The sequence below is a fragment of the Pseudoalteromonas luteoviolacea genome, from assembly GCF_001750165.1.
GTDB lineage: Bacteria > Pseudomonadota > Gammaproteobacteria > Enterobacterales > Alteromonadaceae > Pseudoalteromonas > Pseudoalteromonas luteoviolacea_G.
This window is the reverse complement of the sequence record NZ_CP015411.1, coordinates 4,345,252-4,361,241: the sequence shown is the minus strand read 5'-3', so window position 1 is coordinate 4,361,241 and position 15,990 is coordinate 4,345,252. Positions and strand designations below refer to the sequence as shown.

General features: G+C 42.5%; 11 protein-coding genes. 10 read left to right on the top strand and 1 reads right to left on the bottom strand.

Features of this window, described 5'->3' with window-relative positions; translation table 11 throughout:
- Window positions 1-21: 21 nt before the first annotated feature.
- The 6 genes from murC to lpxC all read left to right on the top strand — a co-directional run bounded on the left by murC (window position 22) and on the right by lpxC (window position 6,625).
- Entirely contained in the window at window positions 22-1,431 is a 1,410-nt protein-coding gene (gene murC / locus S4054249_RS18765; RefSeq protein ID WP_230851924.1) for a UDP-N-acetylmuramate--L-alanine ligase, read from the top strand.
- A complete protein-coding gene (locus S4054249_RS18760) occupies window positions 1,428-2,336 on the top strand; it encodes a D-alanine--D-alanine ligase (RefSeq protein ID WP_046355739.1) in 909 nt (302 codons plus the stop codon). The genes murC and S4054249_RS18760 overlap by 4 nt, the downstream gene beginning before the upstream one ends.
- Before the next feature lies 1 nt (window position 2,337).
- A complete protein-coding gene (locus S4054249_RS18755; protein WP_046355738.1) occupies window positions 2,338-3,117 on the top strand; it encodes a cell division protein FtsQ/DivIB in 780 nt (259 codons plus the stop codon).
- A complete protein-coding gene (ftsA, locus tag S4054249_RS18750; RefSeq protein WP_039608215.1) occupies window positions 3,114-4,346 on the top strand; it encodes a cell division protein FtsA in 1,233 nt (410 codons plus the stop codon). The genes S4054249_RS18755 and ftsA overlap by 4 nt, the downstream gene beginning before the upstream one ends.
- Window positions 4,347-4,367: 21 nt before the next feature.
- The gene (gene ftsZ / locus S4054249_RS18745) at window positions 4,368-5,624 is read left to right on the top strand and encodes a cell division protein FtsZ (RefSeq protein WP_046355737.1); all 1,257 of its coding nucleotides are present in this window, start codon (window positions 4,368-4,370) and stop codon (window positions 5,622-5,624) included.
- Window positions 5,625-5,701: 77 nt separating this feature from the next.
- Entirely contained in the window at window positions 5,702-6,625 is a 924-nt protein-coding gene (gene lpxC, locus S4054249_RS18740) for a UDP-3-O-acyl-N-acetylglucosamine deacetylase (RefSeq protein ID WP_046355736.1), read from the top strand.
- 50 nt (window positions 6,626-6,675) lie between these two features.
- Here lpxC and S4054249_RS18735 read toward each other — a convergent pair whose 3' ends face one another.
- Window positions 6,676-7,149 carry a DUF721 domain-containing protein gene (locus S4054249_RS18735; protein ID WP_046355735.1) on the bottom strand — a complete coding sequence of 158 codons (474 nt, stop codon included), beginning with the start codon at window positions 7,147-7,149 and terminating at the stop codon, window positions 6,676-6,678.
- Window positions 7,150-7,629: 480 nt separating this feature from the next.
- Here S4054249_RS18735 and secA point away from each other — a divergent pair, with 480 nt between their 5' ends.
- The 4 genes from secA to S4054249_RS18715 all read left to right on the top strand — a co-directional run bounded on the left by secA (window position 7,630) and on the right by S4054249_RS18715 (window position 15,810).
- A complete protein-coding gene (secA, locus tag S4054249_RS18730; RefSeq protein ID WP_046355734.1) occupies window positions 7,630-10,338 on the top strand; it encodes a preprotein translocase subunit SecA in 2,709 nt (902 codons plus the stop codon).
- Between the two features lie 61 nt (window positions 10,339-10,399).
- A complete protein-coding gene (gene mutT, locus S4054249_RS18725; protein ID WP_046355733.1) occupies window positions 10,400-10,795 on the top strand; it encodes an 8-oxo-dGTP diphosphatase MutT in 396 nt (131 codons plus the stop codon).
- Between the two features lie 87 nt (window positions 10,796-10,882).
- Window positions 10,883-12,946 carry a M13 family metallopeptidase gene (locus S4054249_RS18720; protein ID WP_046355732.1) on the top strand — a complete coding sequence of 688 codons (2,064 nt, stop codon included), beginning with the start codon at window positions 10,883-10,885 and terminating at the stop codon, window positions 12,944-12,946.
- Window positions 12,947-13,212: 266 nt separating this feature from the next.
- Entirely contained in the window at window positions 13,213-15,810 is a 2,598-nt protein-coding gene (locus S4054249_RS18715) for a family 20 glycosylhydrolase (protein ID WP_046355731.1), read from the top strand.
- Window positions 15,811-15,990: the final 180 nt, after the last annotated feature.

Genomic DNA, 15,990 nt, shown 5'->3' with positions numbered 1-15,990 from the left:
GAAAATAAATATCGCCGGGCTATGAGACGCATCAATACTATCCATTTCATCGGAATTGGTGGTGCGGGTATGGGCGGTATAGCAGAAGTGTTAGCCTATGAAGGTTACCGGATCACAGGCTCAGATATTGCGCAAAATGCTATGACGGAGCGCTTGTTAAAAGTTGGCGCTGAGATCTTTATTGGTCATGATGCTTCTAATGTGACGGATGCGAATGTTGTTGTTGTATCTAGTGCGATTGACACTAGTAATCCAGAGGTTGTTGCAGCTCAACAAGCACGTATTCCTGTGGTGAGGCGTGCAGAGATGTTGGCAGAGTTAATGCGTTTTAGGCATGGAATTGCAGTTGCCGGTACGCATGGTAAAACGACGACAACAAGCCTTGTTGCGAGTATTTTTGCAGAGGCTCAGCTTGATCCAACATTCATTATAGGCGGCTTACTTAATAGCGCGGGCAGTAACGCCAAAGTGGGTAGCAGTGATGTACTAATCGCTGAGGCAGATGAAAGTGATGCGTCTTTTTTACATTTACAGCCTATGGCATCGGTGATTACGAATATTGAAGCCGATCATATGGACACCTATGGTGGTGACTTTGAAAAGTTAAAAGATACCTATATCGACTTTATTCAAAACTTACCATTTTACGGTTTAGCGGTTGTGTGTATTGATTCACCAGTTGTCCGCGAGCTTCTGCCTAGATTTGCAAGGCCGACAATCACCTATGGTGAGTCGGAAGATGCGGATTACCGCATGACCGACTATGTGCAATATGTGGGAAGTTGCAACTTTACGGTATTACATAAGTCGGGGCAAAGCATTGATATTACGCTTAATATGCCAGGTAAACACAATGCACTAAATGCAACGGCAGCAATTGCGATTGCTAAAGATCACGATATTGAATGTTTAGCCATACAAACTGCACTCAAAGAGTTTGCAGGCATAGGGCGTCGTTTCCAGCATTATGGCACTTTTAATAATGATTCAGGTGAAGTCATGTTAGTTGATGATTATGGACATCATCCGTCTGAAGTGGCTGTAACTATTCAAGCTGCGCGTGCGGGTTGGCCAGATAAGCGACTAGTCATGTTATATCAGCCTCACCGATATACGCGCACGAGAGATTTGTATGAAGAGTTTGTTAAAGTCCTCGCAGACGTCGATCAATTAATTCTTCTAGATGTATATGCGGCAGGTGAGACGCCAATTGTTGGTGCAGACAGTAAAGCATTGTGTCGAAGCCTAAGACAGCGTGGTGTTGAACCTATTCATGTAGCAGATCACGGTGAACTGCAACACATATTAGGGGATGTGATCCAAGACAAAGATTTAGTGATTACTCAAGGGGCTGGTAATATTGGCCAGATAGTTAAGCAGCTAGCAGCGACTGAGTTATCGAAGCAAAATTTAAAAGCGGGGAAGCAATGAGTAAATTTGGTAAAGTAGCTGTTTTACTTGGTGGCAGTTCAGCAGAACGAGAGGTGTCATTAGCTTCTGGGAATGCAATTGTCGAAGCGCTTAAAAAGCAAGGGGTTGATGTTATTGCATTTGATCCGGCACAGCGTAGTGTTTCTGAGCTTACTTCACTGAATGTTAAACGTGTTTTTATTGCTTTGCATGGCAGAGGCGGCGAAGATGGCACGGTGCAAGGTGCACTGGAGTTTATGGGGATCCCATATACTGGTAGCGGGGTGCTGGGAAGTGCTTTGGCTATGGATAAAATTCGCTGTAAGCACTTATTTGAATCCGCAAAGCTTAGTACTGCTAGATATGCCGTTGTCGACAGGCACAGTGGCTATGATGCCAAGGCCATTATAAACGAACTTGGGCAAGTGATGGTAAAGCCAAGTCATGAGGGGTCCAGTGTTGGTATGGCGAAGGCGCATGATGAAACCTCATTAATAGAAGCATTAAATGCGGCCTTTAAATTTGATAATCAGGTGTTGGTAGAGCAGTGGATTGAAGGGCGTGAATTTACGGTGAGCATATTAGATGGTGAAGCATTGCCTGTTATTGAAATGCGTACGCCGCGAGGGTTTTACGACTACCAAGCTAAATATAAAGAAAATTCAACAGAGTATATTTGTCCTGCTGAATTAAACCCTGCACATACAGAACAGCTTCAGGTCATGTCGTTACATGCATTTGAGTTAGTTGGTGCGAGTGGTTGGGGCCGTGTTGATGCGATGCAAGATGCGAATGGTCAATTTTATTTATTAGAAGTAAATACAGTACCTGGGATGACTGAAACGTCTTTGGTGCCTAAAGCTGCAAAATCAGAGGGTATTAGCTTTGAGCAGTTAGTCGTTCGCATTTTGGAGCAAACGTTATAATATGCGCGCCAATATGAAAAAAGCGTTTACATCGATCAGAGGCTTTAATTGGCCCAGAGTGTTGGGTGTAAGCTTTTTTTTCAGCGTTTTATTGGTGCTAGTACACAGCATAAATTGGGTTAGCGATTGGTTGGTTGAGCATAGAGATGCACAAATCAAGACTTTAACAGTATTAGGAGACCCTCTTTATACTGATGAAAGAGAGATCGTTGAAGCGATAAAGAGAACTGATTTAACAAGTTTTTTTCAATTGAACGTGAAAGCTGTGCAACAAGCTGTGAAAGGGCTACCTTGGGTTGCGAGCGTATCGGTACGTAAACAGTGGCCAGATACAATCCAAGTATATGTGGTAGAGCACAAACCTGTAGCTTATTGGAATAGTGACTCACTTTTAAATGTGAACGGCATAATATTCCAAGCGGACAGTGACAAGTTATCTACTAATCTACCTCAGCTATATGGGCCAGAGGGCAGTGAATCAGAAGCTTGGGAAACGTTTTTACAGTTAAAAGAAATGTTAGCGGTCAATTCGTTTGAATTAACAAGCCTAGCATTGTCAGAGCGATTTGCTTGGCAGTTATGGCTAAAAAATGGCATCAAGCTCAATTTAGGCAGAGAAGAAAAGGCTAAAAGAGTGCAACGGTTCATAGATGTGTATCCATTGTTAGAAAGACCTGACGGAGCACTGCTTGATGTGATCGATTTGCGTTATGATACAGGGCTGGCGGTGAGCTGGAGATACCCCCAGATACAAGAGAATAAAGATAAGAGTAAAGCATGACCAAGTCAGCAGAAAGAAACTTAGTGATAGGACTTGATGTAGGCACTGCTAAAGTAGTGGCCACTGTCGGTGAGATCACATCTGATAATCAATTAAGTATTGTTGGCGTTGGTAACCAAGTTGCGCACGGTATGGATAAGGGTGGTGTAAACGACCTTAACTTGGTATCTGATTCAATAAAACGAGCGATTGATGAAGCTGAGCTAATGGCGGATTGTAGAATTAGTTCGGTGTATTTGGGGATATCAGGTAAACATATTCAATGCCAGAATGAAAGTGGTGTCGTTGCTATTAATAACGCGGAAGTAACGGATGATGATATTGCAAATGTTATTCATATTGCACGTTCAGTTCCAATTTCAGCCGAGAGAAAGATGCTACATTCGTTACCTCAAGAGTACAGCATTGATATGCAAGAGGGGATTAAAAACCCATTGGGCATGAGTGGTGTTCGAATGGAGGCCAAAGCACATATCATTACATGTTCAAATGATATGGCGAAGAACATAGAAAAATGTGTTGAACGCTGCGGTTTAGAGGTCGATCAGCTCACGTTTACTGCTTTAGCTTCTTGCTATTCAGTTTTGACAGAAGATGAAAAAGAATTAGGTGCAGCAGTTGTTGATATCGGTGGCGGTACCATGGATATTGCTATTTATGTCAATGGCGCACTTCGTCATACTGCAGTTATTCCAGTTGCTGGTAATCAGGTCACCGGCGATATTGCAAAAATATTTAGAACACCTCTCTCACATGCAGAGTCTTTGAAGGTACAATACGCTTTTGCCAGCAGTCAAATGGCAAGTGTTGAAGAAACCATTGAAGTACCAAGCGTGGGTGGTCGACCGTCACGTATCATGTCACGTCATACGTTGTCAGAAGTGGTTGAACCAAGGTTTAGAGAGCTATTTGAATTAGTTCAAGAAGAGATTCGTCGCTCAGGATTTGAAGATCAAATTGCGGCTGGGGTTGTCATGACAGGTGGCAGCGCCAAAATGAAAGGGGCTTTGGAAGTCGCAGAAGACATCTTCCAAATGCCTGTAAGGATAGGAAAACCTGTTGGGATCACGGGATTAACAGATTATGTTGATGATCCGGCATATGCAACAGCGGTAGGTTTGTTACAATATGGCCGAACGCTGCAAGCCAAAAATGCACAAAAGGCGAAGGTAGATGCCGAAGATGGTTGGTGGAGCCGAGTAACTAAATGGTTCCAAGGTGAGTTTTAAAGCTCAAGTCGGAGAGTGAAGATGTTTGATATTATGGAGCAACACGGCGAAGAAGCCGTAATAAAAGTAATTGGTGTTGGCGGCGGCGGCGGTAACGCTGTTGAGCACATGGTAAAACAAGAAATTGAAGGTGTGCGCTTCATCGTCGCGAATACTGACGCACAAGCACTGAGAAAATCATCTGCAGATGTGACAGTACAGTTAGGCACGCAAATTACGCAGGGCTTAGGCGCTGGTGCCAACCCTGAAGTAGGTAAAAATGCCGCAGAGGAAGATGTTGAAACAATCAAGGCAAGCCTTGAAGGTGCAGACATGGTGTTTATTGCAGCAGGTATGGGTGGCGGTACAGGCACAGGTGCAGCACCTGTGGTTGCACGCGTGGCTAAAGAACTGGGTATTTTGACTGTTGCGGTTGTTACTCGTCCATTTGACTTGGAAGGGAAAAAGCGCATGGCGGCTGCCGATCATGGTATCGGAGAACTGTCTGAAATTGTAGACTCGCTTATTACAATTCCTAACAACAAGTTACTGAAAGTGCTTGGCAAAGGAACTACATTATTAGACGCGTTTGCGAAAGCGAATGACGTTTTGTATGGTGCCGTACAAGGTATTGCAGAGTTGATTACTCGTTCAGGTCTGATTAATGTCGACTTTGCTGATGTAAGAACTGTAATGTCAGCGATGGGCACGGCCATGATGGGTACTGCTGCGGCGTCAGGACCTGATAGGGCACAAGAAGCTGCAGAAGCGGCAATCTCAAGCCCATTACTTGAGGATGTTGACCTGACAGGTGCAAAAGGCATTCTTGTTAATATTACAGCTGGCATGGATATCACCATTGAAGAATTTGAAGTGGTTGGTAATCACGTTAAAGCGTTGGCATCTGAAAATGCGACTGTTGTAGTGGGTGCGGTTATTGATCCTGAAATGAGCGATGAGTTAAGAGTGACTGTTGTCGCGACGGGATTAGGTGGCGAACGTAAGCCTCAATTTGGCATCGTAGACAAAGGCATTCAAGGGCTTGCTGGACAAGCTGCAACGGGTACTCATGGACCAAGTCATACCAATGACGATTTTGTACCAAGTTTTGGTGGTGCAGGAAACAAGCCTGTTGAGACACAACAAAACAATGATGCAGGTTCGGGCTTTAATGTTGAATCTAATACTGCGTCAGTAAAAGAATCGATCAAAACGACTGAGCAACCAAAAGAGTCTGGTGAGAAAGAAAAAGGTGATTATTTCGATATCCCAGCATTTTTGAGAAAACAGTCAGACTAGGATAAATAACGACCGATTGGCAAGGGGTGTTAAATATGATACACTCCGCGGTCTATTAACTTAAAGTGGGCGAATATATGATTAAACAACGTACAATTGCTGAAGTTGTTAAAGCCACAGGTGTAGGTTTACACAAAGGTGAAAAGGTCACGATCACTCTCCGACCTGCGAGCGCAAATACAGGTGTTGTATTTCGTCGCGTAGATCTAGACCCAGTTGTCGATTTTGAGACAACCCCTGAAGCTGTGGGTGATACGCAATTATGTACTTGTTTAACCAACAAAGATGGTGTTCGCCTTTCTACAACCGAGCATTTGATAGCAGCGGTTGCGGCTTTAGGTATTGATAACTTGATTGTTGAACTCGACAGTTCTGAAGTACCAATTATGGATGGTAGTGCATTACCATTTATTTATTTGCTGCAAAAAGGCGGTATTGCCGAGTTAAATTCTGCTAAGCGTTTTATTCGAATTAAAGAAGCTGTGCGTGTTGAAGAAGGTGATAAGTGGGCAGAGATTGAGCCTTATGACGGCTTTCATATTGACTTTGAGATTGCCTTTGACCACCCAGCTATCAACGCAAGTCGTCAGCGTATTGGCTTGGATATCACAGCACAAAGCTTCACTGAAGAGATAAGCCGAGCACGTACTTTTGGCTTTATGAAAGACATTGAGTATATGCATGCTAATAACCTAGCATTGGGTGGTAGCATGGATAATGCAGTTGTGTTAGATGACTTTAAAGTACTCAACCCGAATGGCTTACGTTATAAAGATGAGTTTGTTAAACACAAGATTTTAGACTGTGTTGGTGACTTGTTTATGACGGGGCATAATATTCTCGGCAAAGTAACGTGTTATAAATCAGGTCATGGTTTAAATAATAAACTACTACGCGAAGTGATGGCCAATGAGCAAGCGTGGGAGTGGGTAACCTTTGATGAACCAGTGACAATGCCAGCCCCAGGGTTGGAAGCTGGTCAACAGGTTGTTGCAGGATAAGAAATGACGCGAAAGCGTCATTTTTTTTGTCTTCGCTGTAATGAAATAGCTTACTTTTTTGCGTGCCTGGCGAGTTTTAAAAGTTTTTCTTTGAGGCCTTCGGGAGCTGATTCAGCCAACATAGTGAGTTGCTCTGCTGTAGACTCACTTAGTTTATGTTGTTTTTCCGATTTGGGTTGTGTGCGTACTTGGCGTTGTGACAAACGTTGCTGTGCTTCGGGGTTTGTGGTGATTTTAACTTGGCTACAGTCATGAAATCCAGATTGTCTAAATTCAGATAAAATTTCCATTTTTAGATAACCAAGTCGAGTAGCCAAAGTGGCAGAAGCGGCCTCAATACACAAAGTACCATTGTGATAATTAGAGACTCTACATTTTTTACTTAAAATAGGACCTAACGCTTTATTCAACGGGGCTTGTAAGGCTGCAATATCCTGTGCCTTTTCAACATAGCTGGATATTTTATTAGACCATTTTGGAGCTAGCTCAGAGAGCGATTTTGGATCAAATCTATTTTTTGCCATGTCGCACCTCCACCAATAGACAATAAATGACCACGTTTTAAATTGTCGTCGCTTTTCACATTCGTTTTATTATGACGTATATTCTACCTGATTTTTAGTAATTGGTATCGCTACCTATTGTTAAAACCAAGCAGATACTCGGAAGAAAAAACCAGCTTTTTCCACTGTACTTGAAGTTTCGAGTAGTTATCCCCATATCTGCATAATTACCAAACAATACCGTCATATCCGATGGGTAATATTTAAGTGATCATATGCGTTATTACGTGTATTCTTGAAACGCCTTTGCGACAGATATGTTATTAAATGGGAACAGTTTTCGCTTAGGTGGTTTGCAGATGCGCATAGTCTGGTATGATAGGTATAAATTTAACTCGGCACACAGCACAAACACGACTTTGTCGCCAACAGGACTTAGTAAGCCTTTTGGGAATACGCGAATGCACGGGCTTACAAACATAAGATTGAAATGGTTTAAACATGATAACTAAAATTTTTACCAAGATTTTTGGTAGCCGTAACGACCGGATGATCAAAAATTTACGCAAAACGGTCGCTTTAGTTAATGCTTTAGAAGAGCAGTATAGCAAGCTATCTGATGAAGAACTTAAAGCAAAAACAGCAGAGTTTAGACAAAGATTTGAGCAAGGAACCAGCTTAGACGAATTACTTCCTGAAGCATTCGCTACAGTTCGTGAGGCCTCAAAACGCGTCTTTGAAATGCGTCATTTTGACGTGCAAATGATAGGCGGTATGGTGCTGCATCAAGGCCGTATTTCTGAGATGCGTACAGGTGAGGGTAAAACCCTTACAGCAACGTTACCTGCATATCTAAATGGTTTAACAGGCAAAGGTGTTCATGTTATTACCGTAAATGATTATTTGGCTAAACGTGATGCTGAAAACAACCGTCCGTTGTTTGAGTTTTTAGGTTTGAGTGTTGGTTGCAATATCCCAGGTATGATGCCTGCGCAGAAGAAAGAAGCGTATGCGGCAGATATTACGTACGGAACGAATAATGAATTTGGTTTTGATTATTTGCGTGACAATATGGCGTTCAGCATTGAAGAGCGAGTGCAACGCCCTTTAAATTATGCTGTTGTGGATGAAGTTGACTCAATCTTAATTGATGAAGCCAGAACGCCACTCATCATTTCAGGCCCAGCCGAAGACAGCTCTGAGCTATATACTCAAATCAATAAAATAGTCCCTGAACTAGTCCAACAAGAAAAAGAAGATGAAGAAGGTGTGGAAGGTGATGGCGACTACACGATTGATGAAAAATCTAAACAAGCTCATTTAACAGAGCGTGGTCAAGTCAATGTTGAAGAGTTACTGATTAAGCATGGCCTAATTGAGGAAGATGACTCTTTATACTCTGCGGGGAATATTACTCTGCTTAGCCATGTCTACGCGGCATTGCGAGCGCATAAGTTGTATCAAAAAGATGTAGATTATGTTGTAAAGGATAACGAAGTTATCATCGTTGATGAACACACTGGTCGTACGATGGAAGGGCGTCGTTGGTCAGAAGGGTTACACCAAGCTGTTGAAGCAAAAGAAGGTGTACGTATTCAGAATGAAAACCAGACATTAGCTTCGATTACGTTCCAGAATTACTTCCGTTTATATGAAAAGCTGTCTGGTATGACAGGAACAGCTGATACAGAAGCTTTTGAATTCCAGTCTATTTATGGCCTTGATACAGTCGTTATTCCGACAAATAAACCGATGATCCGTGATGATCGTGCAGATTTAGTATATTTAACACAAGAAGAAAAATTTGAAGCGATTTTAACGGATATTAGAGACTGTCAAAAGCGCGGACAGCCAGTATTGGTCGGTACTATTTCGATTGAAAGCTCTGAATATTTATCTCATTTCTTACGCAAAGAGAAAATCGAGCATAATGTGCTTAATGCTAAATTCCATGCGCAAGAAGCGGATATTATTGCTGATGCTGGTTTGCCTGGTAACGTGACCATTGCAACAAATATGGCAGGCCGTGGTACCGATATCGTATTAGGCGGTAACTGGCAAAATGACATTGCAAAAATTGAGAACCCTACAGAAGACCAAATTGCTCAAGCGAAAGCGAAGTGGAAAGAGCTTCATGATAAGGTGCTTGAAGCTGGCGGCTTACATATCATCGGTACAGAGCGTCATGAATCACGCCGTATAGATAATCAATTACGAGGTCGTTCAGGCCGTCAAGGTGATGCTGGTTCGAGTCGTTTCTACTTGTCTATGGATGATGCGTTGATGCGTATTTTCGCAGGTGAACGTATGACAACAATGATGCGCAAACTTGGGATGCAGCGTGGTGAAGCAATTGAACACCCATGGGTTAACCGAGCGATTGAAAATGCGCAGCGTAAAGTTGAAGCACGAAACTTCGATATCCGTAAGCAGCTTCTTGAATATGATGATGTTGCTAACGATCAACGTCGCGTTGTGTATGAACAGCGTAACGAGCTGCTTGAAGAAGGTGATATCTCAGAAACGGTGAATGCTATCCGTAGTGACGTACTCAATGGGACAATTGATCGCTTTATTCCACCACAAAGTTTGGCTGAAATGTGGGACATTCCAGGCCTTGAAGAGCGCTTAAAAGCTGATTTATTATTAGAGCTACCTATTGCTAAATGGCTTGAGGAAGACAGTAAGTTATACGAAGAGTCATTACGAGAGCGTATTGTTGAGGAAGCTGAAAAAGCATATAAGCAAAAAGAAGAGCAAGTAGGTGTAGAAGTACTTCGTCACTTTGAAAAAGCGGTTATGTTGCAAAGCCTAGATCAACATTGGAAAGATCATTTAGCGGCTATGGACCACTTGCGTCAGGGCATTCACTTACGCGGTTATGCGCAGAAGAATCCTAAACAAGAGTACAAACGCGAGTCATTTGAATTATTCTCTAATATGCTTGAGACCTTGAAGGTTGATGTCGTTGGTGTGCTAAGTAAAGTACAGGTACGTGCTGAAGAAGATGTTGAAAAGGTTGAAGCGCAACATCGTCGCAGTGAGCAAATGCCAAGGCAGTATCAGCATGAAGAAGCTGAAACGGTTGGTGGTGAAGCTCCCCAAGGAGCTGCCGTTGCAGCACGTGCAGAGCCGAAGGTCGGTCGAAACGAGCCTTGTCCTTGTGGTTCTGGGAAAAAATATAAGCAGTGCTGTGGCAAATTAAGCTAAGCGCACATACATCTTTTTATGTAAAAGCGACCTTAGGTCGCTTTTTTTATGGGATATAATGATGAGTAAAAAAATAGTCAATGTGGCTGTTGGTGTCGTTCTTAAAGAAGGTCAATATTTTGTTTGTAAACGCAGTGATGAACAGCATCAAGGCGGGCTTTGGGAATTCCCTGGCGGCAAGGTTGAGCAAAATGAAAGTGTAGAGCAAGCGCTTGCCCGGGAGCTTGCTGAAGAGATAGGTATTGAAGTTAAAAGTTCAGTACATTTGATGACCATTGAGCACGATTATGGTGATAAAGCGGTTAGACTCGTTGTTCATATCGTTGAAGACTTTACAGGCGAAGCTAGGGGACTTGAAGGACAACCGTCACAATGGGTGGATCTCAACCAGCTAAGAAAGTTGGCGTTTCCGCCTGCTAATGTGGCAATTATTGAAGCTTTATCAACATCTAAATAAGCAGTTACAATTGATTGTGGCGTTAAGATATTAATCTAATGTGCTGCGATGTATGATTTATATATGTATTTTAAGGAGCCAGTATATATGCGTAAAACATTCGCAGCAATTAGTGTGGCATTGGCACTTGGCCTTGTTGGCTGTAGTGAGCAGCCACAAACTAAACCGACAACTGAAGTTGTACAGCAACACACCTTGAGCTCAGGCATTGAACTTGAAAATATCGACCAATCGATTCGCCCGCAAGACGATTTCTATCGCCATGTGAACGGCAAGTGGTTTTCACGTACAGAAATTCCTGCTGACAAATCCAGTTATGGTTCATTTACTGAGCTGCATGAAAAGTCTCAAGCTGCGTTAAAGGTAATATTAGAAAAAGCAGCTAAAGATGCTTCTGCTACTCCAGGAAGCGATGAATATAAATTAGGCGCGTTTTACAAAAGTTACACGGATGAGTTAGCAAGAGAAGAGATTGGCGTGGCTGCATTGGATGACTATTTAGCACCTATTACAGCATTAACGAATAAATCTCAGCTGCCAGGACTTATTGCTAAACTACAGTTGCAAGGCGGTACAACCCCTTTTTCTTGGTATGTATATAATGATGCCAAAAACTCAACGGAAAATGCATTCTATTTATACCAATCTGGTATTGGTCTACCAGATCGTGATTTTTATCTTAAAAACACAGAAAAGTTCAATAACAACCGGGCTGCTTACAAAACGTATATTACGAATATGTTGTTCGAGTTTGGCTACGACGAAAAAGGTGCTGAACAAGCTGCAAGTGAGATACTCGCCTTAGAGACAGAAATTGCGAAGGCACAGTGGACGCGCGTAGATAGCCGGGATGCCTCAAAAACGTATAATAAACTTACGGTAAGTGAGCTGGATAAGCAAATGGCTGGATTTGATATTGCTGCCTACTTTAAAGCATTAGGTGCCAATACCGAAGAGGTTATCGTTTCGCAACCATCCTACTTTACGCAGCTGTCTACTATTGTAGAGAGTACAGATATTGCTGTATGGCGCGCTTATTTTACATTCCACTTTGCAAGTAATTATGCAGAATTACTAGAGCGCAAGATTGTTGATTTGCGCTTTGATTTTTATGGAAAAACCCTAAGAGGGTTGGAAGCCCAATCCCCCATGTGGAAGAAGGCTGCCGATGCTAGTAATGACGTACTGGGTGAACTATTAGGCAAAATTTATGTAAAAGAGCACTTCCCACCAGAAGCTAAAGCGCGTATGCAAGAAATGGTGGACAACTTGATCCTTGGTTTTGATACATCTATCGATGAGTTGGAATGGATGAGCGCAGAGACAAAAGTTGCAGCCAAAACAAAACTGGCAAAGTTTACGCCTAAAATAGGGTACCCAGATAAATGGCGTGACTACTCTGAACTAGAAATGAGTGCTGATGATTTAGTCGGTAACTATGTGCGTTATAACGAGTGGTCACAACGTGCGATGATTGATGATTTGGATAAACCTGTAGATCGTTCAAGGTGGTATATGACTCCTCAGACTGTCAACGCATACTACAATCCAGTGAATAATGAAATCGTCTTTCCTGCTGCGATCTTACAACCGCCATTCTTTAATTTAGAAGCTGATGATGCGGTGAACTATGGGGCAATTGGTGCAGTAATAGGGCATGAAATTGGTCACGGGTTTGACGATCAAGGTGCTAAATATGATGGTGATGGTAATTTAAGGAACTGGTGGACCGACAGTGATTTATCTCAGTTTGAAGCACGAGGAAAGCAACTCGTTAATCAATTTAATGGCTTCAGACCGTTTGAAGATGCACATGTTAATGGCGAACTCACCTTAGGTGAAAATATTGGCGACTTGGGCGGCTTAACGGTGGCTTATCAAGCCTACAAATTGTCACTCAATGGTAAAGAAGCACCTGTTATAGACGGTTATACAGGCTCACAACGTTTCTTTATGGGTTGGGGACAAATTTGGCGTCGCGAATACCGCGAGGAGGAATTGAGAAACCGTTTGATGACTGACTCTCATTCACCAAGCGAATATCGCGTAATTGGTATTTTATCGAATATGCCACAATTTCATGATGCATTTAATGTGAAAGAAGGCGATGGTATGTATAAAAAACCAGAAGAGCGTGTGAAGATCTGGTAGCTGTTAACTGACTATAAAAACCCGCTTTGAGTTAATCTTGAGCGGGTTTTTTTGTGGAATAAACGGGCTTTTTTAAAATTTGATAGCGCTGTCATTTTTTCTTCTATATGATGAAAAGCTAACAATAAGTTGGTTAATGCTATTTATTTGGGCCACATATATCCTATCGCTGCGCAATATCATAAATCGTATAATTCAGAATGCGTAACGCTTGAGAGGAGCTTTTGCTAAAATGTGGTTTCAAGGAGTAGCCTTTAGGAGCTAATATGAATCTACGAAAAAATATGCTTGCGCATATGTTTGCAACGACGCTGGTCACTGCCTCGTGGGGCGCAAGTGCTATGCTTTCACAACCTCAGCTAGACACCTTTGCTAAAGGTACACAACTCACTTTTGCAGTAGAAAATAACTTCCATGGTGGTGCTGGTAGTTTCATCGCTTCTATGAAATTAGAAAATCGCTCGAATGTTGCTTTGCCTAAAGGGGAAAGTGATTGGCAGATCTATGTGCATTCAGTTAGAAAAATTAAGACATTAGCTTCGGCAGGTTTGCGTATCGAGCATGTGAATGGTGATTTGCACCGCTTTGTTCCGACTCCTGAGTTTGCAGGGTTAGCAGCGAACGAATCACTTAAAATTGAATTTGAAGCGGCAGCTTGGATTGCTGCTTATACAGATTTTATGCCACGTGCATTCATTGTATCGGGTCAGTCTTTACCAGTGATTTTTGCCAATACAGACACAGAAGATATGTTGTCGTTCGTTGCACCTATTGAGCGAGAAAACCAACTGAAAAGGCATAATGAGCCACTAGACTATTCTCCATTGGCTACAGCTGCTTGGCGCTATGAGCACAACGCACACGGTGTAAAAGTAGATAAAGAGGCTGCGTTAAAACGTATTATTCCTAAACCGCAAAATGTTGATTTTAATCGCGGTGTAGCTCAGCTAAGCGATAAATGGCAAATTCGATTTGCAGGACGCTTGAAATCAGAAGTGGCTGTTTTTCAAGAGGACCTAAGTGAATTAGGTTTAACTTTGGATGCAAAAGCGGATCATATCTCGGCTGGTAAAGTTTCAACTATCTTTCTAAAAGTTGAAGCTGATGATGAGCGCTATGCTCGTCAATCTGGAAGCTATAAACTAGAGATAGACGACGATAAAATTGAAATCATAGGTGCAGACAATGCAGGCGTATTCTATGGGATCCAAAGCTTATTAGCATTACTGACCCAGACGCAGGATGGCAGCGTCGAAGCACCAAACGTTGAAATTGATGATACGCCGCGATATGGCTGGCGTGGTATGCATTATGACAATGCGCGAAATTACCATGGAAAAGAAGCTTTATTTAAGCTTGTGGAGCAAATGGCACGCTACAAGCTCAATAAATTCCACTGGCATTTTTCAGATGACGAAGGTTGGCGTTTAGAGATCCCAGGCTTACCTGAACTATCGGAAATCGGGGGATATCGCTGCTTTGATTTAGAGGAGCGCTCATGTTTGCTTACTCAGCTAGGTACCGGTCCATTTAAGACGGGTTCTGGAAATGGGTATCTATCACGCGCAGACTTTATCGAGCTACTTAAATTTGCGAAAGCTAGACACATAGACATCATTCCTGAAATCGAAGGCCCTGGTCATGCTCGTGCAGCGATTAAAGCGATGGAAGCGAGATACCATAGATTAATGGATCAGGGGAAAGAGTCGGAAGCGCGTGCTTTCCTATTAAGTGATCCTGAGGATAAGTCTGAATATTTGACGGTACAGAATTATACAGATAATTCATTCAATGTATGTATGGACTCAACATATGCGTTCGTTGAAAAAGTGACTTATGAGTTGCAAGGCATGTATCGTGAAGCCGGTACTCGCTTGGAGAATTTACACTTTGGCGGTGATGAAGTTGGTGCTGGTTCTTGGACGAAATCGCCTGCATGTGATGCTTTATTTAAAGTGGCGAACAATGGCATTGCAGGGCCTGCGGATCTGAAACCTTACTTCACGCAGCGCATCGCGAAAATCTTTGCTAAACGTGGGATCGCACCTGGCGCTTGGGAAGATGGCCTGATGTATGATCGTGTAAACCCATTTAAACGTGATGAGTTCCCTAATCAAGTCTTTACGGCTAACGTATGGGATAATATCTGGGAGTGGGGTGTAGCAGATCGAGCTTATCGTTTGGCCAACGATGGTTATCAGGTAGTTCTTTCTCACGGCACACATTTGTACTTTGACCATCCTTATGAAGCACACCCAGCTGAACGTGGCTATTATTGGGCTGCAAGATACACTGATACTAAAAAAGCATTTAGCTATATGCCGGATGATGTCTATGCAAATGCTGACTTCACACGTAATGGCGAAGCGATAGATAATTTAGAAGCACTCGTTGGTAGGCCGCTGCCTAAGTTGGAGAAACCTGAAAATATCTTGGGTATGCAAGGGCAGGTTTGGACCGAAACGATCCGGACTGAAGATCAGGTCATGGCAATGATGTTCCCGCGTGTATTGACTGTCGCTGAGCGTGCTTGGCATAAAGCAAGCTGGGAAGGTGAACAGCCAAATGAAAAAGCGCGCGCAGCTGATTGGCAAGAGTTTTCGGCAACATTGGCGTTAAAGGAACTGAACAGGTTGGTTTCAGATGGTGTGAATGTGAACTTACCTGTGCCAGGTGCGGTAATTAAAGATGGTCAGCTACTAGCCAATAGTGCATTTTCATTTTTGACGATTGAAGTAAGTCTGGATGCCGGTAAATATTGGCAGACTTATTCAGGTCCGATGACAGTGGCTAATTCATCAGATGTACGTTTAAGAACCACATTAGACGGCAAAAAATATAGCCGAATTACAGGTTTAGAGTAAACATACGGAAAATCAAAAATAAAAACAGGGGCGTTTGCCCCTTTTTTAAATCCAGTTTAGTATAATTTCTAACTAGAAATACGTGTAAAATTAACGTAAAGTTAAATGTCAGCGCTGTCATTTTTGTTGTTTGAACTCATTTTCATCTACAGCACCGACAGAGTTGCGAGGCTTTAAGCC